General features: G+C 68.6%; 24 protein-coding genes. 17 read left to right on the top strand and 7 right to left on the bottom strand.

Going from position 1 to position 22673, the window contains the following annotated elements; all coding sequences use genetic code 11:
* The first annotated feature begins 1 nt into the window (after position 1).
* On the top strand, positions 2 to 805 hold the full coding sequence (locus MQH10_RS16355; RefSeq protein ID WP_242565086.1) for an SDR family NAD(P)-dependent oxidoreductase: 804 nt from the start codon (positions 2 to 4) through the stop codon (positions 803 to 805).
* On the opposite strand, the gene MQH10_RS16360 is transcribed toward MQH10_RS16355, so the two are convergent.
* Complete coding sequence (locus MQH10_RS16360) at positions 806 to 1594, bottom strand: thioesterase family protein (RefSeq protein WP_242565087.1); 789 nt, start codon at positions 1592 to 1594, stop codon at positions 806 to 808.
* A gap of 113 nt (positions 1595 to 1707) precedes the next feature.
* On the opposite strand from MQH10_RS16360, the gene MQH10_RS16365 reads away from it, so the two are divergent.
* Complete coding sequence (locus MQH10_RS16365) at positions 1708 to 2040, top strand: SRPBCC domain-containing protein (RefSeq protein WP_242565088.1); 333 nt, start codon at positions 1708 to 1710, stop codon at positions 2038 to 2040.
* Between the two features lie 160 nt (positions 2041 to 2200).
* On the opposite strand, the gene MQH10_RS16370 is transcribed toward MQH10_RS16365, so the two are convergent.
* Positions 2201 to 3061 (bottom strand): MBL fold metallo-hydrolase, encoded by an 861-nt coding sequence (locus tag MQH10_RS16370; RefSeq protein WP_242565089.1) that lies wholly within the window; start codon positions 3059 to 3061, stop codon positions 2201 to 2203.
* Positions 3062 to 3135: 74 nt separating this feature from the next.
* Between MQH10_RS16370 and MQH10_RS16375 the strand changes: the two genes are divergently transcribed.
* Genes MQH10_RS16375 through MQH10_RS16385 form a run of 3 tightly spaced genes read left to right on the top strand, consistent with a single transcriptional unit; the run spans position 3136 to position 4775 of the window.
* Positions 3136 to 3498 carry an ArsR/SmtB family transcription factor gene (locus MQH10_RS16375; protein ID WP_242565090.1) on the top strand — a complete coding sequence of 121 codons (363 nt, stop codon included), beginning with the start codon at positions 3136 to 3138 and terminating at the stop codon, positions 3496 to 3498.
* Positions 3464 to 3994 carry a rhodanese family protein gene (locus tag MQH10_RS16380; protein WP_242565091.1) on the top strand — a complete coding sequence of 177 codons (531 nt, stop codon included), beginning with the start codon at positions 3464 to 3466 and terminating at the stop codon, positions 3992 to 3994. The genes MQH10_RS16375 and MQH10_RS16380 overlap by 35 nt, the downstream gene beginning before the upstream one ends.
* 4 nt (positions 3995 to 3998) lie before the next feature.
* The gene (locus MQH10_RS16385) at positions 3999 to 4775 is read left to right on the top strand and encodes a sulfite exporter TauE/SafE family protein (protein ID WP_242565092.1); all 777 of its coding nucleotides are present in this window, start codon (positions 3999 to 4001) and stop codon (positions 4773 to 4775) included.
* Here the strand turns inward: MQH10_RS16385 and MQH10_RS16390 are convergent.
* Complete coding sequence (locus MQH10_RS16390; RefSeq protein WP_242565093.1) at positions 4772 to 6073, bottom strand: metal-dependent hydrolase family protein; 1302 nt, start codon at positions 6071 to 6073, stop codon at positions 4772 to 4774. The genes MQH10_RS16385 and MQH10_RS16390 overlap by 4 nt on opposite strands.
* 14 nt (positions 6074 to 6087) lie before the next feature.
* Positions 6088 to 7044, bottom strand: a complete 957-nt coding sequence (locus tag MQH10_RS16395) for a phosphoribosylaminoimidazolesuccinocarboxamide synthase (protein ID WP_242565094.1) — start codon at positions 7042 to 7044, stop codon at positions 6088 to 6090.
* Positions 7045 to 7151: 107 nt separating this feature from the next.
* Between MQH10_RS16395 and MQH10_RS16400 the strand changes: the two genes are divergently transcribed.
* The 7 genes from MQH10_RS16400 to alr all read left to right on the top strand — a co-directional run bounded on the left by MQH10_RS16400 (position 7152) and on the right by alr (position 14745).
* Positions 7152 to 7718 carry a peroxiredoxin gene (locus MQH10_RS16400; protein ID WP_242565095.1) on the top strand — a complete coding sequence of 189 codons (567 nt, stop codon included), beginning with the start codon at positions 7152 to 7154 and terminating at the stop codon, positions 7716 to 7718.
* A 314-nt stretch (positions 7719 to 8032) separates the two neighbouring features.
* Positions 8033 to 8398: a 30S ribosomal protein S6 gene (gene rpsF / locus MQH10_RS16405; protein WP_242565096.1), complete on the top strand. Its 366-nt coding sequence runs from the start codon at positions 8033 to 8035 to the stop codon at positions 8396 to 8398.
* 17 nt (positions 8399 to 8415) lie between these two features.
* Positions 8416 to 8682 (top strand): 30S ribosomal protein S18, encoded by a 267-nt coding sequence (rpsR, locus tag MQH10_RS16410; protein WP_242565097.1) that lies wholly within the window; start codon positions 8416 to 8418, stop codon positions 8680 to 8682.
* 13 nt (positions 8683 to 8695) lie between these two features.
* On the top strand, positions 8696 to 9280 hold the full coding sequence (rplI, locus tag MQH10_RS16415) for a 50S ribosomal protein L9 (protein WP_242565098.1): 585 nt from the start codon (positions 8696 to 8698) through the stop codon (positions 9278 to 9280).
* Positions 9281 to 9473: 193 nt separating this feature from the next.
* Positions 9474 to 11882: a TonB-dependent receptor plug domain-containing protein gene (locus tag MQH10_RS16420; RefSeq protein ID WP_242565099.1), complete on the top strand. Its 2409-nt coding sequence runs from the start codon at positions 9474 to 9476 to the stop codon at positions 11880 to 11882.
* Between the two features lie 235 nt (positions 11883 to 12117).
* On the top strand, positions 12118 to 13605 hold the full coding sequence (locus tag MQH10_RS16425) for a replicative DNA helicase (protein WP_242565100.1): 1488 nt from the start codon (positions 12118 to 12120) through the stop codon (positions 13603 to 13605).
* 42 nt (positions 13606 to 13647) lie between these two features.
* Positions 13648 to 14745 (top strand): alanine racemase, encoded by a 1098-nt coding sequence (gene alr, locus MQH10_RS16430; RefSeq protein WP_242565101.1) that lies wholly within the window; start codon positions 13648 to 13650, stop codon positions 14743 to 14745.
* Here the strand turns inward: alr and MQH10_RS16435 are convergent.
* Positions 14724 to 15449 carry a hypothetical protein gene (locus MQH10_RS16435; protein WP_242565102.1) on the bottom strand — a complete coding sequence of 242 codons (726 nt, stop codon included), beginning with the start codon at positions 15447 to 15449 and terminating at the stop codon, positions 14724 to 14726. The two genes, alr and MQH10_RS16435, sit on opposite strands and share 22 nt — an antisense overlap.
* A 126-nt stretch (positions 15450 to 15575) precedes the next feature.
* Here MQH10_RS16435 and radA point away from each other — a divergent pair, with 126 nt between their 5' ends.
* The 5 genes from radA to MQH10_RS16460 are packed head-to-tail and all read left to right on the top strand — an operon-like array spanning position 15576 to position 20793.
* Positions 15576 to 16940, top strand: a complete 1365-nt coding sequence (gene radA / locus MQH10_RS16440) for a DNA repair protein RadA (protein ID WP_242565103.1) — start codon at positions 15576 to 15578, stop codon at positions 16938 to 16940.
* Positions 16941 to 16945: 5 nt separating this feature from the next.
* Positions 16946 to 17566, top strand: coding sequence for a CvpA family protein (locus MQH10_RS16445; RefSeq protein WP_242565104.1), 621 nt, complete (start codon positions 16946 to 16948; stop codon positions 17564 to 17566).
* Entirely contained in the window at positions 17563 to 19047 is a 1485-nt protein-coding gene (gene purF, locus MQH10_RS16450) for an amidophosphoribosyltransferase (protein WP_242565105.1), read from the top strand. Before MQH10_RS16445 ends, purF begins: the two co-directional genes overlap by 4 nt.
* Positions 19044 to 20042 (top strand): bile acid:sodium symporter family protein, encoded by a 999-nt coding sequence (locus tag MQH10_RS16455; RefSeq protein WP_242565106.1) that lies wholly within the window; start codon positions 19044 to 19046, stop codon positions 20040 to 20042. Before purF ends, MQH10_RS16455 begins: the two co-directional genes overlap by 4 nt.
* Positions 20043 to 20052: 10 nt before the next feature.
* Positions 20053 to 20793, top strand: coding sequence for an SDR family NAD(P)-dependent oxidoreductase (locus tag MQH10_RS16460; RefSeq protein WP_242565107.1), 741 nt, complete (start codon positions 20053 to 20055; stop codon positions 20791 to 20793).
* On the opposite strand, the gene der is transcribed toward MQH10_RS16460, so the two are convergent.
* Together der and MQH10_RS27120 are read right to left on the bottom strand one after the other, a co-directional pair.
* Positions 20753 to 22366 (bottom strand): ribosome biogenesis GTPase Der, encoded by a 1614-nt coding sequence (der, locus tag MQH10_RS16465; protein ID WP_242565108.1) that lies wholly within the window; start codon positions 22364 to 22366, stop codon positions 20753 to 20755. The two genes, MQH10_RS16460 and der, sit on opposite strands and share 41 nt — an antisense overlap.
* A 12-nt stretch (positions 22367 to 22378) precedes the next feature.
* On the bottom strand, positions 22379 to 22651 hold the full coding sequence (locus tag MQH10_RS27120) for a PQQ-binding-like beta-propeller repeat protein (RefSeq protein WP_419720785.1): 273 nt from the start codon (positions 22649 to 22651) through the stop codon (positions 22379 to 22381).
* Positions 22652 to 22673: the final 22 nt, after the last annotated feature.

The raw sequence follows: 22673 nt of genomic DNA on the forward strand, positions 1-22673 counted from the left end.
CGTGGCGGGCCGTCTCTCCGGCAAGGTCGCCGTGGTCGTAGGCGCGGGCCAGACGCCGGGGGAGACCCTGGGCAACGGCCGGGCCATCGCTCTGATGTTCGCCCGCGAAGGCGCCGAGGTGCTGTGCGTTGATCGCGCCCCTGAGCGGGCCGAAGAGACCGCGGCGATGATCGGCGCCGAGGGCGGCAAGGCCTGGAGCTTCCAGGCCGACATCACCCGCCCAGACCAGGCGGCCGCCATCGTCGACGCCGCCAGGACGCGATGGGGCCGGATCGACATCCTGGTCAATAATGTGGGGATCGGCGGCGGCGGCGACGGGCCGGCGCATCGGCTGGAGGAAGCCGCCTTCGACCGGATCATGCTGGTCAACCTGAAAGGCATGTGGCTGACCACCAAGGCCGCCCTACCCCTGATGCGCGAGGCCGGCGCCGGGTCGATCGTCAATGTGTCGTCCCTGGCCGGGATCGCCGGCGGCAACCAGATGGCCTACGAGGTCTCCAAGGCCGGGGTGAACCGCATGACCACCAGCGTCGCCCAGGCCAACGCCGGCAAGGGCGTGCGCTGCAACGCCATCGCCATGGGGCTGATGGACACCCCCATGGCGGTCGAGGGCATCGCCCAGGCCACGGGCCAGACCGTCGAGGCGGTCCGCGCCGCCCGCGCCGGCCGCGTGCCCCTGGGCGGCCAGATGGGCACGGCCGACGACACCGCCTATGCCGCCCTGTTCCTTGCCTCGGACGAGGCGCGGTTCATCACCGGCGTGGTGCTGCACGTCGACGGCGGCATGTCGAGCCGGATCGGCTGACTAGGGCTTCGGCGGCGGACGTCTCTGGCCCAGGGCGGCGCAGGCGGCGAGGCCGATGGGGCCTTCGCGGTCGTAGAGGCGGCATTCGCCGACCGCCACGCCCAGGGTCGCCTGGTGGTCGGTCTTCTCGAAGCCGATCCATTCCCCCACCGGCAGGCGCTGGAGATAGAGGGTGACGTCGGAATTGATGTAGCTGAGGCCTTCCGACGAGGCGTGGGCGAAGGGGCTGACGAAGTCGCAGGCGATGGCGACGCGCTGGAATGGGGTCAGAGGGGCGCCGCCGACGATCTCGCGCACCTCGCTCATCCAGACCTGGCGCACCTTGCCTGGCTGGCCGAAGCCGCCCTGGATGGGACGGGTGGCCCACATGCGACCCATGGGTCCCGTTCCCGGATCGGGGGCGGGAATGTCTTCCGGCAGGGGGACGTCCCAGTTGCCAGGGCCGTAGACCTCGCCGGCCGGCGCCTCGGTGATGCGCAGGAACTGGCAGGAGGCGCGGGCCATGGAGACGCCGCCGGAAATGAATTCGGCCTCGGCCACCTTGATGCGGCCGCCCTCGCGGACGAGCGCGGTCTTGATCTCGATCGGGTCGAAACCGGGCAGCTTGTACATGTCGACGGTCAGGCGGGCCGGGACGAAGCCGGGATCGCCAAAGGCGTCTTCAAGGGCGTGGCCGAGCAGGCCGGCGATAACGCGTCCGTGCAGGGATTGGGGGTTCCAGGGGCCGCGCGAGGATGATTGCGGGACGTAATAAATACCGTCCCTTTGAAAAAATGGTTCGTTCTGCATGGGCCCAGAATGGCGGATTCCATTCGGGCGCGCGAGCCGAAGCTTGACCTGGATCATGGCCGGGCCTGCGCGGGGGGCGGTCAATCGGGCGACCCACAGATCAGGAGCCCGCCATGTCCGAAGCCGCAGAAGACCTGGGCGTTCTGGATTTCTTCGGAGACCAGGCCCAGGCGACGCTGACGCGGGTGTTCGACCACCCCGCCCCGGTCGTCTGGGCGGCGCTGACCGAGCCCGCCAAGTTCGTCGACTGGCTGGCGCCCGGTGAGATCGAGCTGAAGACCGGCGGCCGGGCCCGGCTGAACTTCGTCGATTCCGGGATCGTCATCGACAGCGTGGTCAGCGCCTATGAGCCCGGCCGGTGCTGGAATATTCCTGGAGCGGGCCGGACGAACCGCTGCGGCCGGTCACCTGGCGGGTCGAGCCCCAGGGCCAGGGCTCACGCCTGACCCTGACCCTGGAGCTTCCGGCCAGCGAGGACGTCGCCCGATCCTGCGCCGGATGGGAGGCGCACCTGGAGATGCTGGCCGCCGCCCTGGAGGGGGTGCCGATCAAGTTCCCCTTCGCCCGGTTCCAGGCGACCCGGGCGGCGTACAAGGCCCGCCTGCCCTAGGTCATGTGCACCGGGATCCGCAGATAGACATGGCCGGCCGCGGTCGGCGGCGGCAGGGCGCCGGCGCGGATATTGACCTGCAGGGCCGGCATGACCAGGGCGGGCGGCGACAGGGTCTTATCCCGCGCCTGGCGCTGGGCGACGAAGGCCTGTTCGTCCACTCCGACATGGATGTGGACATTACCGGCCGCCTGTTCCGCGACGCTGCTTTCCCAGGCCGGCTGGGCGCGACCTGCGGGCGGATAGTCATGGCCGGTGAAGACCCGGGTCTGGGGCGGCAGGTCGAGAATCCGGCGGATCGACCGGTAGAGGGTCGCCGCGTCGCCGCCGGGGAAATCTGTCCGCGCCGTGCCGTAGTCCGGCATGAACAGGGTGTCGCCGACGAAGACGGCGTCGCCGATCCGCAAGGTGACGCAGGCGGCGGTATGGCCGGGGGTGTGCAGGGTCTCAATGGTCAGTTCGCCGAGCTCCAGGGTGTCGCCGTCGGCCAGCAGGCGATCGAAGGCGGCGCCCGTCAGGTCGACATCATCGGCTTCGAACATGCGGGCGAAACGTTTCTGGACCCCCGTGACCAGGGCGCCGGTGGCCACCGGAACCCCGGTGCGCTGGCGCAGATAGTCGGCGGCGGTGAGGTGGTCGGCATGGGCGTGGGTCTCGAGGATCCACTTCAGGCTGAGGCCCCGCGCCTCGATCTCGGCAAGCAACCGATCGGCGGAGGCATGGGACAGGCTGCCTGAGGCGGCGACAAAGTCGAGGACCGGGTCAATCAGGGCCGCGGCGCCGGTCGCGGGATCGGACACCAGATAGGTCACCGTGTTGGTCGCGGTGTCGAAGAAGGCTTGCACGTCGGCGGACATCGGAAGAGCCTCAGTTGGGTTGATCCCTTCATATTAGCCATTGCTAAATTAGCGTCAACTTATATATATCGCTCATGTTCGATCTCGCGTCCTTCGACATCGCCCGTTTCGAGGCCAGCGCCACGGAAGCCGCCAAGCTTCTTCGCGCGCTCGCCAATGAGCGGCGCCTGATGATCCTGTGCCAGTTGGCCGGCGGCGAAAAATCGGTCGGGGAACTCCAGCCCCTGGTCGGCCTATCGCAATCGGCCCTGTCGCAGCATCTGGCGGTGTTGCGGCAGGAGGAGGTCCTGGCCACCCGCAGGGAGGGTCAGACCATCTGGTACCGCATCGCCGATCCGGCCGCCGTGAAGGTGGTGTCGACGCTGGCCGAGATCTTCTGTCCCCCAGACATGAGGATATCCCATGACGTCCCGCCTGATCCCCCTGCCCGCCCCTGAGGTCGCCCGGCGCCTGAAGGACGGCCGCGCCGTCCTGATCGACATCCGCGAGCCTGACGAATTCGCCCGCGCTCATGCGCCCGGCGCCCTGTCGCGCCCGCTGTCGAGCTTCGAGACCGCTCACCTGAAGATCGAAGCCGGCCAGGACGCGGTGTTCACCTGCAAGACCGGCATGCGCACCGGCTCCAATTGCGAGCGACTGGCCGCCCGTATCGATGGCGACGCCTATGTGCTGGAAGGCGGTCTGGACGCCTGGACCAAGGCCGGGCTTCCCGTCGCCGAGAACGCCAAGGCGCCGATCGAGATGAACCGCCAAGTGATGATCACGGCGGGGCTGCTGGTCCTGACCGGGGTCATCCTGGGGGTGACGGTGAACCCGGGCTTCTACGGCCTGTCGGCCTTTGTCGGCGCCGGACTGACCTTCGCCGGCGTCACCGGCTTCTGCGGCATGGCGAAGATCCTGGCGCTCGCGCCCTGGAACCGGGTCCAGGCCTGATCCCATGCCCGCGCATTTTTGGCCCGACCTCATCGCCGTCGCCGGCGGCGGAGTGATCGGCTTTCTGCTGACCGTGTTCGGCGGCGGCGGCTCCGTCCTGGCGACCCCGCTCCTCCTCTATGGAGTGGGGGTGGCGGACGCCCATGTCGCGATCGGGACCTCGGCGGCGGCCGTGGCGGTCAACGCCGCCGCGGGACTGGCCGCCCAGGCGCGGGCCGGACGGGTCAAGTGGCCTTGCGCCCTGGTGTTCGGGGGCTCGGGCCTCATCGGCGCCCTGGTCGGGGCCCAGTTCGCCAAGGCGACCCCGGCGGGCCCCTTGCTGGTGTGGTTCGCGCTCGCCATGGGGCTGGTCGCCCTGTCGATGCTGCTGCCCCGCAGGAGCGTCGGCGATCCCGACGTGCATCTGACCCCGGCCCTGACCCGCAGGCTTGCGCCGGTCGGCCTCGTCACCGGCCTTGCCGCCGGCTTCTTCGGGATCGGCGGCGGATTCCTGATTGCGCCGGGCCTGATGGCGGCGACCGGTATGACGCTGGCCAACGCCGCGGCGTCCTCCCTGGTGTCGGTGGCGCTGTTCGGCGCGGCGACCAGCGCCAGCTACGCCGCGTCCGGCCTGGTGGACTGGCCGCTGTTCGGCCTGCTGGTGCTCGGCGGCGCGGCGGGCACCGCGATCGGCCTGCCGGCGGCCAAGGCGCTCGCTGGGCGAGCGGACCTGGCACGACGGCTGTTCGCCCTGATGATCCTGGCGACCGCGGCCTATGTGGCCAAGCGGGCCCTGGCCTAGGGCTGGGCGGTAGGCTTGCCGCCCTCGCGATAGACCACCCCGCCCTTCATGACGAAGGCCACCTTCTCATACTGGGTGACATCCTTGAGCGGATCGCCGGGCACAGCCACCAGATCGGCATAGCGGCCGGGCGCGACCGCGCCGATCTTGTCGGAGCCGATCAGCTCAGCGCCGTTGCGGGTGGCGGCGAAGACCGCGTCCATCGGGGCCATGCCGCCCTCGATGAACAGCCGGAACTCCATGGCGTGGTCGCCCTCGCCCAGGTCGGTGCCATAGGCGATCTTGACGCCGGACTTGAGCGCGCGCGGCAGGTTCTGCTTGGGCAGCAGATCATTGGCCAGTTCCTTGGCGGCGGTGCCAGGGGTCAGCAGCTCCGGATGGTCGCGGGCGGCGGCGTAGAAGGTGTCGAACACCGTCAGCGTCGGCACCAGATAGGTCCCGTGCGCCTTCATCAGGGCGAAGGTCTGATCGGTGGCGAAGGAGCCGTGCTCGACGGAATCCACGCCGGCGCGGACGGCGGCCTCGATGGCGCCGGCCGGATAGATGTGGGCGGCGACCTTCATGCCCAGGCTGTGGGCGGTGTCGACGGCGACCTTCATCTCCTCGTCGGTCATCAGCTGCTGACGTGGATCGTCGCCGGTCGACGCGATGCCGCCGGACGGCATGATCTTGATGAGATTGGCGCCGCGGCGCTTGTGCTCCCGCACCCGGATGCGGGCCATCTCGGGCGTATCGACGATGCCGTTCTCCCAGCCCGGATGTGACAGGGCCGGATCGAGGCCCGAGCGCGGATCGCCGTGGCCGGCGGTGGGGCCGAGCGCCTCGAGCGACACCCACAGGCGCGGGCCGGGAATCTTGCCGGCGTCGATGGCGGCGCGCACCGAGACGCTGTCGTCGCCGCCGCCCACGTCGCGGGCGCTGGTGAAGCCCTGCTGCAGCATGGCGCGGGCATAGACGGCGTCGTCGAAGGCCTGGTCGATGGCCGAGTGGGTGACCCAGTATTCGGTGGCGTTGGTGGTGCTGGGCAGCTTGGCGCCGATGTGGACATGGACGTCGATGAAGCCCGGCAGGACGGTCGCCTTGGACAGGTCGATCACCTGGGCGCCGGCGGGACTGACGAAGCCGTCCTTGATGGCGGTGATCTTGTCGTCGTGGATCAGCACCGACACCTTTTGCCGGGGCTGGGCCGAGATCCCGTCGATCAGGGTTCCGGCATGAACCACCACGTCGCCGGCCTGGGCGGCGTGGGCCGCGAGCGCCAGAGTGAGGGCCAGGAGGCTGGTCTGGATCGCGCGCATCGGCGGATACTCCACTAGAAGAACTGGGCGAGGTTGCGCCGCAGACGGGCGTGCACGGGCTCGCTCGGGTCCGGCGCAAAGAAAGTCTGGCCGGTGATGGTCTCGAAGGCTTTCACATAGACCGCGGACGTCTCCCAAAGCATCGCCTCGGGGATCTGCGGGATCTCATCCTTGTAAGGATCGCAGCGTTCCGCCACCCAGGCGCGCACGAAGTCCTTGTCGAAGCTCTCCGGACGGGCGCCCTTGGCGAAGCTGTCGGCATAGGAGCTGGCGAACCAGTAGCGGCTGGAATCGGGGGTGTGGATCTCGTCGGCCAGGATGATCTTGCCGTCGCGGTCGAGGCCGAACTCGTACTTGGTGTCGACCAGGATCAGGCCGCGCTCAGCGGCGATCTTCTGGCCGCGGGCGAACAGGGCGAGCGCATAGGCCGACACCGTCTCCCACTGCTCGGCGGTCAGGAGCTTCTGGTCCAGGATCTCTGCGGCGCTGAGCGGCTCGTCATGGCCGCCGTCGAAGGCCTTGCTGGTCGGGGTGATGATGGGGGTCGGCAGCTGCTGATTGTCGCGCAGGCCGTCCGGCAGGGTCGTACCGTACATGGTGCGCTGGCCCTGCTTGTAGAGGGTCAGGATCGAGGTGCCGGTCGTGCCGGCCAGATAGTCGCGCACCACGATCTCGACGGGCAGGATGTCGAGCCTCTGGCCCACGACGACGTTCGGATCCGGATAGGACAGGACGTGATTGGGGCAGATGTCGGCGGTCTCCTCGAACCAGAACCGCGCGGTCTGGGTGAGCACCTGGCCCTTGTAGGGAATCGCCGCCAGGATCCGGTCGAAGGCCGAGATGCGGTCCGAGGCGATGATGATGCGCCGCCCGTCCGGCAGGTCGTAATTGTCGCGGACCTTGCCCCGGTAATGGTTGGGCAGTTCCGGGATATCGATATCGCGCAAGGCCACGTCCGCCGCCGCCGTCATGTCCGGAACTCCGCCAGGAAACCTAAGCTACCGCCTTTGCCGCGAAGACAGGGCTGCGTCCAGACGGCTAAAGTGTGCGTATCATCGGCCAAGCAGGAGGATCCCCCATGACTCGCACCGCCATTCTCGCCGCCGTCGCCCTCGCCACGGCCGCCGTCACCCCCGCCCTGGCCGATCTGGCGCCGGGCGCCAAGGCCCCCGACTTCACCGCCCCGGCCTATCTGGCCGGCAAGCCCTTCACCTTCGACATGGCCGCCGCCCGCAAGAAGGGCCCGGTGGTGCTGTATTTCTTCCCGTCGGCCCACACCAAGGGCTGCAACCTGGAAGCCCACCTGTTCTCTGAGGCCGCCGCCGACTTCAAGGCCCAGGGCGCGACCCTGATCGGGGTCACCGCCGGCAAGGTCGACGAGCTGGCCGCCTTCTCCAGCGAGACCGAGCATTGCGGCGGCAAGTTCCCGGTGGCCGCCGATGTCGGCGCCAAGATCGCCAAGTCCTATGACTCCCCGCTCAAGATGGCCGGCATGACCATGCCGATGGACCTGTCGGCGCGCAGCTCCTACGTCATCGCCCCCGACGGCACGGTGATCTCGGCCTATACGAACATGGCCGCCGACGACCACGTCAACCAGACCATGACCTCGCTCAAGGCCTGGCGCGCGAAGCACCCGAAGTAGGGTTCATAATTCCTCCCCCGTCCTGACGGGGGAGGGGGACCGGCGAAGCCGGTGGAGGGGGCGGCCCCAGATGCCGCGCCCAGCCTCGCCCCCTCCACCACGCCTTCGGCGCGGTCCCCCTCCCCCGCTCCGCGAGGGAGGAAAAGGTTGCCCGGCAACGCTTTTTCCCCTATGAGCCCCGCTCTTCACGGACTGCGGTCCCAGGCACGGAATTCAAAAGGTACGGGAAAGCCCCGTACGCCTCGCCCGGGATCCATCGCTTTCGACGGTCACCCGCCGCCGGACGCGCCGCAGCCCACAAGGGAAAAGGACCTATGGCGCTCTACGAGCACGTTGTCATTTCGCGGCAGGATATTTCGCCGCAACAAGCCGAAGCCCTCAACGACACGATCAAGGCCCTCATCGAAGAGGGTGGCGGCGCCGTCGCCAAGATCGAGTACTGGGGTCTGCGCAACCTCACCTATCGCATCAAGAAGAACCGCAAGGGTCACTACTCCCTGCTCGCCATCGACGCCCCTCCGGCGGCGGTGAAGGAGATGGAGCGCCAGCTGTCGATCAATGAAGACGTGCTGCGTTACATGACCGTCCGCGTCGAAGAGCTCGACCTCGAACTCTCGCCGGTTCTGGCCCGTCGCGACCGTGACCGCGAGCGCGAACCGCGCCGCGAAGACAGCTTCTAAAGAAAGGGAGGATCCTCATGACCGACGAAACCTCCGCGGCTCCGGCCGCTGCGGGCGCCGCCCGCCGCCCCTTCTTCCGTCGCCGGAAGGTCTGCCCGTTCTCGGGCGCCAACGCGCCGAAGATCGACTACAAGGACGTGAAGCTGCTGCAGCGTTACGTATCCGAGCGCGGCAAGATCGTGCCGTCCCGTATCACCGCCGTCTCGGCCAAGAAGCAACGCGAACTGGCCAAGGCCATCAAGCGCGCCCGTTTCCTGGCCCTGCTGCCCTACGTCGTGAAGTAAGGGAGCCGGACCTATGAAAGTCATTCTGCTCGAACGCGTCGAGGGCCGTGGCGCCCTGGGCGATGTGGTCACGGTGAAGGACGGGTACGCCCGTAACTACCTGCTGCCGCGTCACAAGGCGCTCCGCGCCAACAGCGCCAACATGAAGGTCTTCGACGCCCAGCGCGCCGAGATCGAAGCGCGCAACCTGAAGGCCAAGGAACAGGCGGGTAAGGCCGGCGAAAAGCTGGACGGCACCGCTTACGTCCTGATCCGTCAGGCCGGCGAAAGCGGCCAGCTGTACGGGTCGGTCTCGGGCCGCGACGTGTCGGACATCATCAATGCCGAAGGCGGCAAGGTTGAGCGTTCGATGGTCGTCCTCGACAAGCCGATCAAGACGCTCGGCCTGCACGAAGTGAAGGTGCGCCTGCACGCCGAAGTGACGGTGACGGTGACCCTGAACATCGCCCGCAGCGCCGACGAAGCCGAGCGCCAGGCGCGCGGCGAGAACGTGATCACCTCGCAGTTCGAAGAGGACCGTATGGCCTCCGAGGAAGCCGCCCAGGACATGCTGGCCGGCGGCGCGGGTTCTCAGGAAGGCGACTACGGCGACGCCTAAACGGCGCCGAGGTTCAACCTCCGACCTACAAGGCGGCGCGGAACACCTGTTCCGCGCCGCTTTTTTGTGCGCTTTCGGCCGCAAGCGTTGCAAAAATGTCATTTGATGCGGCGCCAACACCCCCTAGCTAAGCGTCACTGGGCCGGATCAAAACCAGGGCGACCCCATCGCCCGGGCCTTAGGGGATAAGAAAATGACCTATCGCACTCTTCTGTTCGCGGCGGCCTCCGTCGCCACCCTCTGGACCAGCGGCGCCGTCGCCGCCCCTGCCGCCAAGCCGGCGGTCGAGGTTGACGAGCTGGTCGTCACCGGCACCCGCACGGTCGGCCGCTCGCGGCTTGAGACCCTGGCCCCGGTCGACGTCGTCTCGGCCCAGGCCCTGCAGCAACGCGGCACCACGGAACTGGCCACGGCGCTCGCCACCTCCATCCCGTCCATCAACTTCCCGCGCCCGTCCAACACTGACGGCACCGACGCGGTCCGTCCGGCCACCCTGCGCGGCCAGGGCCCCGACCAGACCCTGGTGCTGGTGAACGGCACGCGCCGCCACGCCACGGCCCTGGTCAACACCAACGGCTCGGTGGGCCGCGGTTCGGCCGCCGTCGACCTGAACGCCATCCCGTCCACCGCCATCGACCGCATCGAAGTGCTGCGTGACGGCGCCTCGGCCCAGTACGGTTCCGACGCCATCGCCGGCGTGATCAACCTGCGCCTGCGCGAAGCCGATCACGGCGGCGGCCTGTCGGTCACCAGCGGCGAGTACATGACCCGCCTGCACGGCTTCTACGGCCGCAAGGAGAACGTCACCGACGGCCAGACCACGACGGTCTCCGGCTGGCAGGGCCTGAGCCTGCTGGGCGACGGCTTCCTGACGCTGTCGGCGGAATACCGCACCCGCGACCACACCAACCGCTCGGACATCGACCCGCGCTTCGGCAAGGTCACCTCGCGGTTCGGCGACGCCGACGTGGACGACCTGTCCTTCTACGCCAACGCCGGCAAGCCGCTGAACGACACCTGGGACGCCTATGGCTGGTACGGCTATCAGAAGCGCGACGCGTCTTCGGCCGCCACCTACCGGACCCCGACCGACGCCACCCAGAACATCATCTCGGTCTATCCCGACGGCTATCTGCCGCTGATCAAGACCAAGACCGAGGACAACAGCGCCGGCATCGGCCTGAAGGGCGAGCTCGGCGGCTTCAAGACCGACGTCAACCTCGTCTATGGCAAGAACCAGATCGACTTCAACGTCGACCACACCCTGAACCCCTCGCTGGGTCCGACCTCGCCGCATTCGTTCTACGCCGGCGAGCTGACCTATGATCAGCTGGTGTTCGGCTCGGACTTCAGCCGCGAATTCGACGTCGGCCTGGTCAAGCCGCTGAACGTCGCCTTCGGCCTCGAAGCCCGCAAGGAGACCTACAAGATCGGCGCCGGCGAGCCCGGCTCCTATATCCGCGGCCCCTTCACCACCCTGGCCCTGGGCTCGCGCGGCTTCACCGGCTTCACGCCGTCCAACGTGATCGATAAGGATCGCAGCGCGGTCGGCGTCTATCTGGATGTCGAAGGCAATCTGACCGAGAAGCTCTCGGCCTCGGCGGCCGTCCGCTACGAGGACTATTCGGACTTCGGGAACAACACGACCGGCAAGATCTCCGGCCGTTACGACTTCACCCCGGCCTTTGCGGTCCGCGGTTCGGTCTCGACCGGCTTCCGCGCCCCGGCCCTGCAGCAGCAGTATTACACCTCCACCTCGATCCTCTATATCAACGGCGTCCCGTTCGAGACCGGCACCTATCCGTCGGTCAGCCCGGTGGGCAAGGCGCTGGGCGGCAAGGCCCTGCAGCCGGAAACCTCCGACAACTACGCCCTGGGCTTCGTGTTCCGGAAGGGCGCGTTCGAGCTGACGGTCGACGGCTATGAGATCAAGGTGAAGGACCGGATCGTCCTGTCCGAAACCCTGACCGGCAGCGCCACGGCGGCCGTGGGCACCAACGCCCGCACCATCTATGACCTGCTGTCGCCCTATGGCGCGTCGGCGGCCCGCTTCTTCATCAACGGCGTCGATACCGACACCGTCGGCGTGGACATCGTGGCCCACTACCGCATCCAGGACGAACAGGCCGGCACCTTCGACCTGACCGCCGCCGGCAACATCAACAACCTGGATGTGACCAAGACCCCGACGACGGCCGCCACCATCCTGCCCACCCCGGTCTCGCTGTTCGCGCGTCAGGCCGTGCTGCGGTTCGAGAAGGGCGCCCCGCGCCAGAAGCTGACCCTGCAGGGCGACTGGAGCCGTGAGGCCTGGGGCGCCACGGTGCGGTCGACCTTCTATGGCGACGTCCTGGCCCCCGGCACCCTGGCCGACGGCAGCGCCGACTACCACACCGGCGTGCGCGGTCTGGTGGACGTGGAAGCCCGCTACACCTTCCCGATCGGGGTGACCGCCTCGATCGGCGCCGACAACCTGTTCGACACCTATGCGAACCAGGTGATCCCGGCGCTGGATACGACGGGCGCCGCGCCCTACTCGTCCTTCACGCCCTTCGGCTTCGGCGGCCGCTATGTCTACGGCCGCCTGAGCTACAAGTGGTAAGACCCACCAGGTCCTGAGCGGTCCCACCCGCTCTAGACACGGGACGCGCGGAGCTTCGGCTCCGCGCCGTTTTCGTTTCCGGCGTCCGGTTTTGACGTAAGCACAGGCCAGACTCACGGCATCGGAGGTCCCGGCCGCGCCGCCCGGCCGACGTTCTCCACAGGGAGGCTCAATAACTGTGTGCGGACGTCTCGTCGCAGTGCCGACGGGGCGAGCGTTAAGATATCGGTAACCCATGGCTCTGGTCCCCGCTCTCGATCTTCGACCCGCTCACAACGACACGGGCATCCCCCACGCCCCCGCCAATATCGAGGCCGAACAGGCCCTCTTGGGCGCGGTGCTGTACGACAACGCCGCCTTCGAACGCCTGGGCGACTTCCTGCAGGCGCGGCACTTCTACGAACCCTTCCACCAGCGCCTGTTCCAGGCGATCGAGACCCATGTCCGCAAGGGTCAGCTGGCTGAGCCGATCCTGCTGGCCGACCAGTTCAGCCGCGATCCGGCCTTCGAGGAACTGGGCGGTGTCCGCTATCTGGCCGACCTGGTCGACCGCGCCCCGCCGGCCTCGAACGCCGCGGACTATTCGCGGGTCATCTATGACCTGGCGCTCAAGCGCGACCTGATCCGCATTGGCGGCGACATTGCCGCCACCGCCCAGGCGCCCGACGAGGAACGCTCGGCCCGCGACCAGATCGAGGCGGCCGAGCAGCAGCTCTACACCCTCGCCGAGACCGGCGGCACGTCCCAGGGCTTCGTGTCCTTCGCCGAGGCCCTGCACGGCGCCGTGACCATGGCCGCCGAGGCCCACAGCCGCGAGGGCGGCCTGGCGGGCATCTCGACCGGCCTGATCGACCTCGACCAGAAGATCGGCGGCCTGCACAAATCCGACCTTTTGATCCTCGCCGCCCGCCCCTCGATGGGGAAGACGTCGCTGGCCTGTAACATCGCCTTCGACATCGCCCGGCACTATGCCTGGGAGCCGCAGCCCGACGGGACCAAGAAGACCGTGTCCGGCGGGGTGGTGGCCTTCTTCTCGCTGGAAATGTCGGCCGAGCAGCTGGCCATGCGTCTCTTGGCCGAAGTCTCCGGCGTGTCGGGCGACCGCCTGCGCAAGGGCGAGATCGACGCCGTCGAGTTCGGCAAGCTGCGCGACGCCGCCCTCGAGATCCAGGAGGCGCCGATCTATATCGACGCCACCGGCGGCATCACCCTGGCCAAGCTCACCGCCCGGGCCCGGCGGCTGAAGCGCCTGCACGGCCTGGACGCGATCTTCGTCGACTATCTCCAGCTGGTCACCGGCGGCGACGGCAAGAGCGACAATCGGGTTCAGGAAGTCAGCATGATCACCCAGGGACTCAAAGCCCTGGCCAAGGAACTTGCGGTGCCGGTGATCGCGCTGTCCCAGCTCTCCCGCCAGGTGGAGAACCGCGAAGACAAGCGGCCGCAGCTGTCCGACCTTCGCGAGTCCGGCTCGATCGAACAGGACGCCGACATGGTCATGTTCATCTACCGCGAGGAATACTATCTCAGCCGGGCTGAGCCGCGCGAGGGCACGCCGGAGCACCTGACCTGGCAGGAGCAGATGGACCAGGTGGCGGGCGTCGCCGACGTGATCATCGGCAAGCAGCGTCACGGTCCGATCGGCACCGTGCGGCTGTCCTTCAACTCCGACCTGACCAAGTTCGGCAACCTGGCCCGCGATAGCCGCTACGAACAGCGGTAGCGGACTTACGCCAAGCTCCACGACGCGCTAACAGAGCCGGCGATGGCCCTCCCCTCTTCCGCGCGTCTGACGATCGACCTCGACGCGCTCGCGCACAATTACGCCGTGCTGGGCGCCCAGGCCGCCGGCGCCGAGGTCGCTCCGGTGTTGAAGGGCGACGCCTATGGCCTGGGCGCGCCCCAGGTCGGGTGCCGGCTGTGGGCCGAGGGCGCGCGGCGGTTCTTCGTGGCCCGGCTGAGCGAGGGCGAGGCCCTGCGCGCCGCCCTGGGGCCGCAGCGGCCCTGCGTGATCCATGTGCTGGACGGCATGCCGGCCGGCACCGGCGAGCGGATCGCCGCCGCCGACCTGACCCCGGTGCTGACCAGCCTGCCGCAGATCGAGTCCGCCGCCGTCTTCGCCGCCCAATCCGGGCGGGACCTGAATGTCGGCCTGCATATCGACACCGGCATGAACCGCCAGGGCCTGACCCCGACCGACGCCCGTGCGCTGGCCCAGTCGCCGGACCGACTACGCGGCCTGGAGGTCGAGCTGGTGATGAGCCACCTGGGCTCGGCGACCGAACCGCAATCGCCCCGCAACCGCGCCCAGCTTGAGACCTTCGCCCCGCTGCGGGCCCTATTCCCCGGCGCGCGGGCCAGCCTGGCGGCCTCCGGCGGGGTGTTCCTGGGCCCTGACTACCGGTTCGACATCGTGAGGCCGGGGGTCAGCCTCTATGGCGGCGGGCCGTTCGAACGGCCGCATCCCGACCTGAAGCCGGTGGCGATCTTCGAAGCGCCGATCCTGGACATCCGCACCATCGCGCCGGGCGAGATGCTGGGCTATGGCGGCAGCGTGGTGATCCAGCGCCCGACACGGGTGGCGATGGTGGCGGCGGGCTATGCCGACGGCCTGATCCGGGCCGGGAAATCCGGCGGGGCCGGCTGGTTCGCCGGCGCGGCGCGGCCGTTCCTGATCATCAATATGGACCTGATCGCCATGGAGATCGGCGACGCCCCGGCGGCGCCCGGCCAGATGGTCGAGCTGATGGGGGCCAACGCCCTGATCGACGACCTGGCCGAGGCGGCGGGCACGGTGGCCCACGAATGCTTGGTGCGGCTGAGCGAGCGGGCCGAACGGATCTATTTGGGCGAGGCGGTCTGAGCCGCCGCGGCCTCCAGCTTGGCCAGGCCGACGGCGTCGGCGGCGGACTTGATGTCTGTGAGCTCCATCCCCTCGCCCTCGACGTGGATCATGAACCGCTCGGCGACTAGGACGGAATATTCGCCCTTGCCCGTGGCGGGATCCCAGCTCTCGGCGGTCATACGGCCGTCGACCTTGCCGACCTTTTCGATGCGCCCGTCGGTGCGCGGGGCGCTCTCGACATTGAAGGCGCCGGCGAGCGCAGCAAGCGCGCCGGCCGCGCCGAGGTCGGACACCGACAGATCCAGCGCCCCGGTCTTGCCCGCGTAGTGCGCACGGACGGTGGGGCCGGAAATGTCATTGTCCTCCTCGGACTCCACCGTGATCCGGCCGCGGGCCAGGCCCACCGCGGAGGCCGGCAGATAGGCCTTCAGCGCATCGGCCGACAGGGTCTTCACCTGGCCCTGCTTGGACTTCATGGCCTTGGCGGCGGCGTCGAGGCTGGCGGTCGCGGCCTGGAGCTTCTCAAGATCGACCGACTGCCCCCCGCGCAGCTTGGGTCCGCTGCTTTCGGCGGGCGGCGCCGCGGCGTGCCGTCCGGCCAGCACCATGGCCCCCAGGAGGCCGATCACCACCAGGCCGCCGCCGAGGGTCCACATCCGGCGCGGTCCGGTCAGCAGGCCGCGCCATACCGTCGCGGGCGGCGTGCGATCATCCTCACTCATGGCGTCCCCAACTTGAAAGCGCAGCCCGGCGGCCCCAATTGGCGCAAGCCTAAACAAACGCGTGGAGTCGGGAAACCGGCGCGCAATAGAGGGTAAGCTCGCCGCTTATCCGAATCAGGAGACTCCATGGCCCGCGACGGCGCCGTCTATGTCTGTCAGACCTGCGGGGCCACCCAGTCGAAGTGGGCGGGCCAGTGCCCGGCCTGCAGCGCCTGGAACAGCCTGGTGGAAGAGGTGCAGAGCCGGCCGCCGGGGGCGTTGGCCCCCTCGAAAAGCGCGCGGGGCCGCGGGCTGGATTTCCGGGGTCTGGCCGAGGCGACGCCGGCCCCGCCCCGCATCATCACCGGCGTGGACGAGTTCGACCGGGTCTGTGGCGGCGGCGTGGTGCCGGGCTCGGCGATCCTGCTGGGCGGCGACCCCGGCGTGGGCAAGTCGACCCTGCTTTTGCAGGTGATGGCCTTCGCGGCCCGCCGCGGCGTGCGCTGCGCCTATATCTCCGGCGAGGAGGCGGTGGACCAGGTCCGCAGCCGGGCGCAACGCATGGGCCTGGCCGACGCGCCGGTCGCGCTCGCCGCCGAGACCTCGCTGCGCGAGATCCTCGACGGGCTGAAGCGCGACAAGTTCGACCTGGTGGTGATCGATTCCATCCAGACCATGTGGAGCGACGTCCACGAGGCAGGCCCTGGCACGGTGACCCAGGTCCGGGCGGCCGCGACCGAACTGACGCGGCTCGCCAAGAAGCAGGGCGTGGCGGTCATCCTGGTCGGCCACGTCACCAAGGAAGGCACGATCGCCGGGCCGCGGGTGATCGAGCATATCGTCGACGCGGTGCTCGCCTTCGAGGGCGAGCGCGGCTACCCGTTCCGCATCCTGCGCGGAGCCAAGAACCGGTTCGGGGCCACCGACGAGATCGGGGTCTTCGAGATGGGCGACGCCGGCCTGGCGGAGGTGAAGAACCCCTCGGCCCTGTTCCTCGACACCTCGGGCGAGCGGGCGGCGGGCGCGGCGGTGTTCGCCGGCATCGAGGGCTCGCGGCCCGTGCTGGTGGAGTTCCAGGCGCTGGTGGCGCCGTCCGCCTATGGCACGCCGCGGCGCGCGGTCGTGGGCTGGGATTCCGGGCGCCTGGCCATGGTGCTGGCGGTGCTGGAGACGCGCTGCGGCCTGGGGCTCGGCAATCGCGACGTCTATCTGAACGTGGCCGGGGGCCTGCGGATCAGTGAGCCGGCGGCGGACCTGGCGGCGGCGGCGGCGCTCGCCTCGTCGGCCCTGGACGTCGCCCTGCCCCAGGATTGCGTGGTGTTCGGCGAACTCAGCCTGGCGGGCGACGTGCGTCCGGTCAGCCGGATGGAGTCGCGACTCAAAGAGGCCGCGAAGCTGGGGTTCAACCGGGCCCTGGCCCCGGCCGGCACGGACGGCGGACCGCTGAAGGCGATCGGCGTGGCGCGGCTGGCCGACGCCATCCGGCGGATCGGCGAAAGCGATTGGACGTAAGGACGATGCCCTATTTCGACATCATCGTGCTGTCGATCCTGTTGGCCTCGGCCGGGATCGGCTTCTACCAGGGCGCCGCCCACGAGATGGTGGCCGTGGTCTCGTTCCTGGCCGCCGCGATCGTCGCGGTCTATGGCCTGAGGTTCACCGGCCCGATCGGACGCAATCTGATCGATCCGGACTGGGCCGGCGCCGTGGCCGGCATGGTGGTGACCTTCGCGCTGGTCTATGGCGGCCTGCGGATCATCGGCGGCAGCCTGGCGCGCAAGATCCAGGACGCCCAGATCCTGGGCCTGATGGACCGCACCATCGGCCTGGGCTTCGGCCTGATCCGCGCCTTCGTGCTGCTAGGGGCGTTCAACCTGGCCTTCACCGCCGCGACCCCGGCGGCCCTGATGCCCAAGTGGCTGACCAATGCGACCTTTTACCCCATGACCACGGCCGCCGGCGCGGCGCTCAGGGCCTTCGCGCCCAAGGGCTGGGACATGGCCGGCAAGCTCAAACCCGCCCTCACGAAAGCCGTCCGTGAAGGTTCTGCGAACAGCAAACGTGACTCCGGACACGGCGGGGGCTATGACGCCCGCGACCGCGGTGGAATCGACGATCTGGTGGAGAAATCCCGATGAAATCCGTCCAGGATCGATGGCCGCAGCGTGATCCCCTCGATGACACGCCGCGCCTGGAATGCGGGGTCTTCGGCGTCTTCGACGTCGCGGAGGCCTCCCCGATCACGGCGCTCGGGCTGCACGCCCTGCAGCATCGCGGCCAGGAAGCTTGCGGCATCGCCAGCTTCGACGGGCAGGGTTTCCACACCGAACGGCACATGGGCTATGTCGGCGACGCCTTCGCCGGCGGCGACCTCATGGACCGCCTGCCCGGCTACGCCGCCATCGGCCACACCCGCTATTCCACGGCCGGCGGCAGCTTCATCCGCAACGTCCAGCCGATGTTCGCCGACCTCGACTCCGGCGGCGTCGCCATCGCCCACAACGGCAATCTCACCAACTTCCTGACCCTGCGCCAGCAGCTGGTCGCCGAGGGCGCGATCTTCCAGTCGACCTCGGACTCCGAGGTTATCCTGCATCTGATCGCCCGTTCGCGCCGGGCCCGCATGGTCGAGAAGTTCATCGACGCCCTGTCGCGCATTGAGGGCGGCTACGCCCTGGTGGCGCTCTCCAACAAGAAGCTGATCGGCGTGCGCGACCCGCTGGGCATCCGCCCGCTGGTGCTTGGCGAGCTCGACGGCAAGTACGTGCTGGCCTCGGAGACCTGCGCGCTCGACATGATCGGCGCCAAATTCGTCCGCGATATCGAGCATGGCGAGATGGTGGTCATCGACCACGACGGCATCGAATCCTTAAGGCCCTTCCCGGCCGCCCGGGCCCGGCCCTGCATCTTTGAATATGTCTATTTCGCCCGTCCCGACTCCGTGGTGAACGGCCGCTCGGTCTATGAAGTGCGCAAGCGCATGGGCCGCCGCCTGGCCCAGGAGAGCCATGTCGACGTCGACGTGATCGTGCCGGTGCCGGACTCCGGCGTGCCGGCGGCGCTGGGCTACGCCCAGGAGACCGGGGTGCCCTTCGAGATGGGCATCATCCGCAATCACTATGTCGGCCGGACCTTCATCCAGCCGACCCAGGGCGCCCGGGAACTGGGCGTGCGCATGAAGCTGTCGCCGAACCACGCGGTCCTAGCCGGCAAGCGGGTGATGCTGATCGACGACTCCATCGTCCGCGGCACCAATTCGATCCGGGTGGTCCGTATGGTGCGTGAGGCCGGCGCCGCCGAGGTGCACCTGCGCTCGGCCTCGCCACCGATCAAGTGGCCAGACTTCTACGGCATCGACATGCCCGACCGCGACAAGCTGCTGGCCGCCAACCACTCGGTCGAGGAGATCGCCAAGATCCTGGACGTCGACTCCATGGGCTATCTGTCGGTCGACGGCCTCTATTCGGCGATGAATTCCGAACCGCGCGATCCCAAGGACCCGCAGTTCACCGACCACTATTTCACCGGCGACTATCCCACCCGCCTGCTGGACCGGGAGATCGCCGAGGGTCGAAACGACACCGCCGACCGTCAGCTTTCCTTCCTGGTCGACGCGTGAGTTCAGAGCGTTCCGGGCTGTTCGCCCGTATCAAGCCGGACTGGTACATCATCCTGATCGTCAGCATGGTCGTGCTGGCCTCGATCCTGCCGGCCCACGGGGCGGCGACTCCGGTGTTCGGCCTGGCGACCAAGATCGCCATCGGCCTCGTCTTCTTCCTGCATGGGGCCAAGCTGTCGCGCGAGGCGGTGATCCGCGGGATCACGCACTGGCGGCTGCACCTGCTGGTGCTGGCGGCGACCTTCGTCCTGTTCCCGATGCTGACCCTGTTGATGGCCGCCCTGCCCGCCTGGATCACGCCAGTCGCGCTCGCGCCCGGGATCGTGTTCCTGGGCTGCCTGCCCTCGACCATCCAGTCCTCGATCGGCTTCACCGCCATCGCCCGGGGCAATGTGGCGGCCACGGTCGCCTCGGCCACAGCCTCCAATTTGCTGGGCATCGCCATCACACCCTTGCTGGGCGCCCTGCTGATGCACGCCCAGGGCAACGGGCTGTCGTTCCATTCGGTGCAGTCGATCGTCGTCCAGCTCCTGGTTCCCTTCGTGGCCGGACAGCTGCTTCGCCCGGTGATCGGGCCCTGGATCGCGGCGCGGGCCAAGCTTCTGTCCTATGTGGATCGCGGGTCGATCCTGCTGGTGGTCTATTCGGCCTTCTCGGAAGCCGTGACCGGCGGCATCTGGCGCCAGGTCAGCGCCCTGGATCTCGTGCGGCTGGCGTTCATCTGCCTGGTGCTGCTGGGCCTGGTTCTGCTGGCGACATTGATGGCGGCGCGCGCCTTCGGCTTCCCGACCGAGGACGAGATCACCATCCTGTTCTGCGGCTCCAAGAAAAGTCTGGCCAGCGGCGTGCCCATGGCCGGCGTGCTGTTCCCCGGCGCGGGGCTCGGCCTGATGCTCTTGCCAATTATGATCTTCCACCAGCTGCAGCTGATGGCCTGCGCGGTCATCGCCCAGCGCTATGCAAGGCGGGCGGACACGACGCCCGAGACGGTTTAGACAGCCCGCCATGACTGACAAGACGCTTCCCCTCGACGGCCAGATCGCCCTGGTCACCGGCGCCACGCGCGGCATCGGCCGCGCCAGCGCGCTGGCGCTCGCCGCCGCCGGCGCGCACATCATCGCCACCGCCCGGACCCAGGGCGGGCTCGAGGCCCTGGACGACGAGATCAAGGCTCTGACCGGCAAGTCCGCCACCCTGGTCCCGCTGGACCTGACCAACGGGTCCGGGATCGACCAGCTGGGCTATGCCATCCATCAGCGCCACGGCCATCTGGACCTGCTGGTCCATGCCGGCGCCATCCTGGGCGGCCTGACCCCCATCGCTCATATTGACACCGGAGCGTGGGACAAGATCGTCGCCACCAACCTGACCTCGGTCTATCGGCTGATCCGCTCCATCGAGCCGCTGCTGAAGGCCGCGCCGAAGGGTCGGGCGATCTTCCTGACCACGGGCCGCGTCGCGCGTCCCAAGGCCTTCTGGGGGGCCTACGGGGCCACCAAGGCGGGCATGGAGCACCTGGTCCGCACCTGGGCCGACGAGATCGAGAACACCGACGTGCGGGCCGCCCTGGTCGATCCAGGCGCCATGCGCACCAAGATGCGCGCCGAGGCCATGCCGGGCGAGGATCCGGAGACCCTGCCCGATCCCTCGGAGATCGGGCCGCTGATCGTGGAGCTCGCCCAGGCGGAGCTGGGCGTGCCGGCCGCTAGCGTCTTGTTCCCCGAGTGGAAGCAATCGCGCGGCTAGCGTTCTTGGGCTTCACGCCCGGTCTCGCCACCTTGGCGGCGCGGCCCTTGGGCGACGCGCCCTGCCCCTTGAACTTGCCGGTCGGCTTGGGGGCCTTGGACACATAGGCCTTCTTCGGCTTGGCCTTGGCGCCGGCCTTGGCCTTGTCCGAGGCTTCCGCCAGGGTCTTGGCCGCGAGACCGGTCTTGGCCTTGGTGCGGGTCTTCTTGACCCGCTCCTGGGTCGGACGGCTGAGCGCCTCGCCCTCGGCGAAGGGGTTCTTGTTCGACTTCACGGTCAGCCGCATGGGCACGCCCGGCAGGTCGAAGCTCTCGCGCAGCGAATTGATCAGGTAGCGGCGGTACTGGTCCGGCAGCTGGTTCGCCCGGCTGGCGAACAGCACGAAGGTCGGCGGCCGGGCCTTGGTCTGGGCCATGTATTTCGGCTTCACCCGGTGGCCGCCGACGGCCGGCGGCGGGTGGCGCTGGATCGCCTGGGCCAGCCAGTCGTTGAGGTCGCGGGTCTTGACCTTGGTCGACCAGTCCTTGTGGACCTTGAAGACGGCGGGCATCAGCTTGTCGAGGTTGCGCCCGGTCTCGGCAGAGAGCGCGATGACCGGCGAGCCCTTGAGCTGCGGCAGCAGGCGCGCCGCCTCCTCGACGATCTCGGTCATCTTGGCGTTCTGGTCGTCCACCAGGTCCCACTTGGCCAGGCAGAAGACCAGGGCCCGGCCCTCCCGCTCGACCAGGTCGGCGATCTGCAGGTCCTGGACCTCGAAGGGGTGGGTGGCGTCCATCACCAGGATCACCACTTCGGCGAAGGTGATGGCGCGGATGGAGTCGGCGGTGGAGAGCTTTTCCAGCTTCTCCTGGACCCGGGCCTTGCGGCGCAGGCCCGCGGTGTCGACCAGCCGGACCTGACGGTCCTCCCAGGTCCAGTCCACTGGAATGGCGTCGCGGGTGATGCCGGCCTCAGGGCCGGTCAGCATGCGGTCCTCGCCGATCAGCTTGTTGACCAGGGTCGACTTGCCGGCGTTAGGACGCCCGACGATGGCGATCTTGACGGCCTTGTCGCCCTCGTCCTCGCCGCCGAGATCGGCCTCGTCATTGATCGCCGAGACGGCGGCGTAGAGATCGGCCATGCCTTCGCCGTGCTCGGCGGAGACGGCGATGGGCTCGCCCAAGCCCAGGCTGTAGGCCTCGTTGATGCCCACGTCGCCCTGGCGGCCCTCGGCCTTGTTGGCGAGCAGGATCACCGGCTTGTCCCGCTTGCGCAGGATCTCGGCGAAGACCTGGTCCATGGGGGTGACGCCCTCGCGGGAGTCGACCACGAACACGGCCACGTCGCACTCGTCGATGGCGAGTTCGGTCTGGGCGCGCATGCGCGCTTCCAGGCTGTCGTCGGTGACGTCCTCGAAGCCGGCGGTGTCGATCAGCTCCAGGTCGATGTCGCCGATCCGGCCCGTGCCGAAGCGACGGTCACGGGTGACGCCCGGGCGGTCGTCGACGATGGCGAGCTTCTTGCCCGCCAGCCGATTGAACAGGGTCGACTTTCCGACGTTGGGGCGCCCGACGATGGCGAGTCTGAGCGGCATGAGGTCCTAAGCTTAGCGCAGCGCGATGAGTTGAGCCTCATCCGACACGAAATAGAGGGCGCCGTTGAGGGCGATGGGGCCGATCAGCAGCGGGGCGCCGACCTGGACCGACTTTTCGACCACGCCGGTCTTGGCGTTGAGGGCGACGATCTCGCCAGTGTCGGCGCCGAGCACCAGACGGCCATTGGCCAGGATCGGGCTCGACCAGAGCGGACGCACCACGTTCTTCTTGGCGTCCGTCTTGCTCTTGCCGAGGCTGTTGTACCAGGCGGCCTTCTTCTTCACACGGTCGACGTTGAGATCGCGG

Source organism: Phenylobacterium aquaticum (assembly GCF_022695515.1).
Classification (GTDB): Bacteria; Pseudomonadota; Alphaproteobacteria; order Caulobacterales; family Caulobacteraceae; genus Phenylobacterium; species Phenylobacterium aquaticum.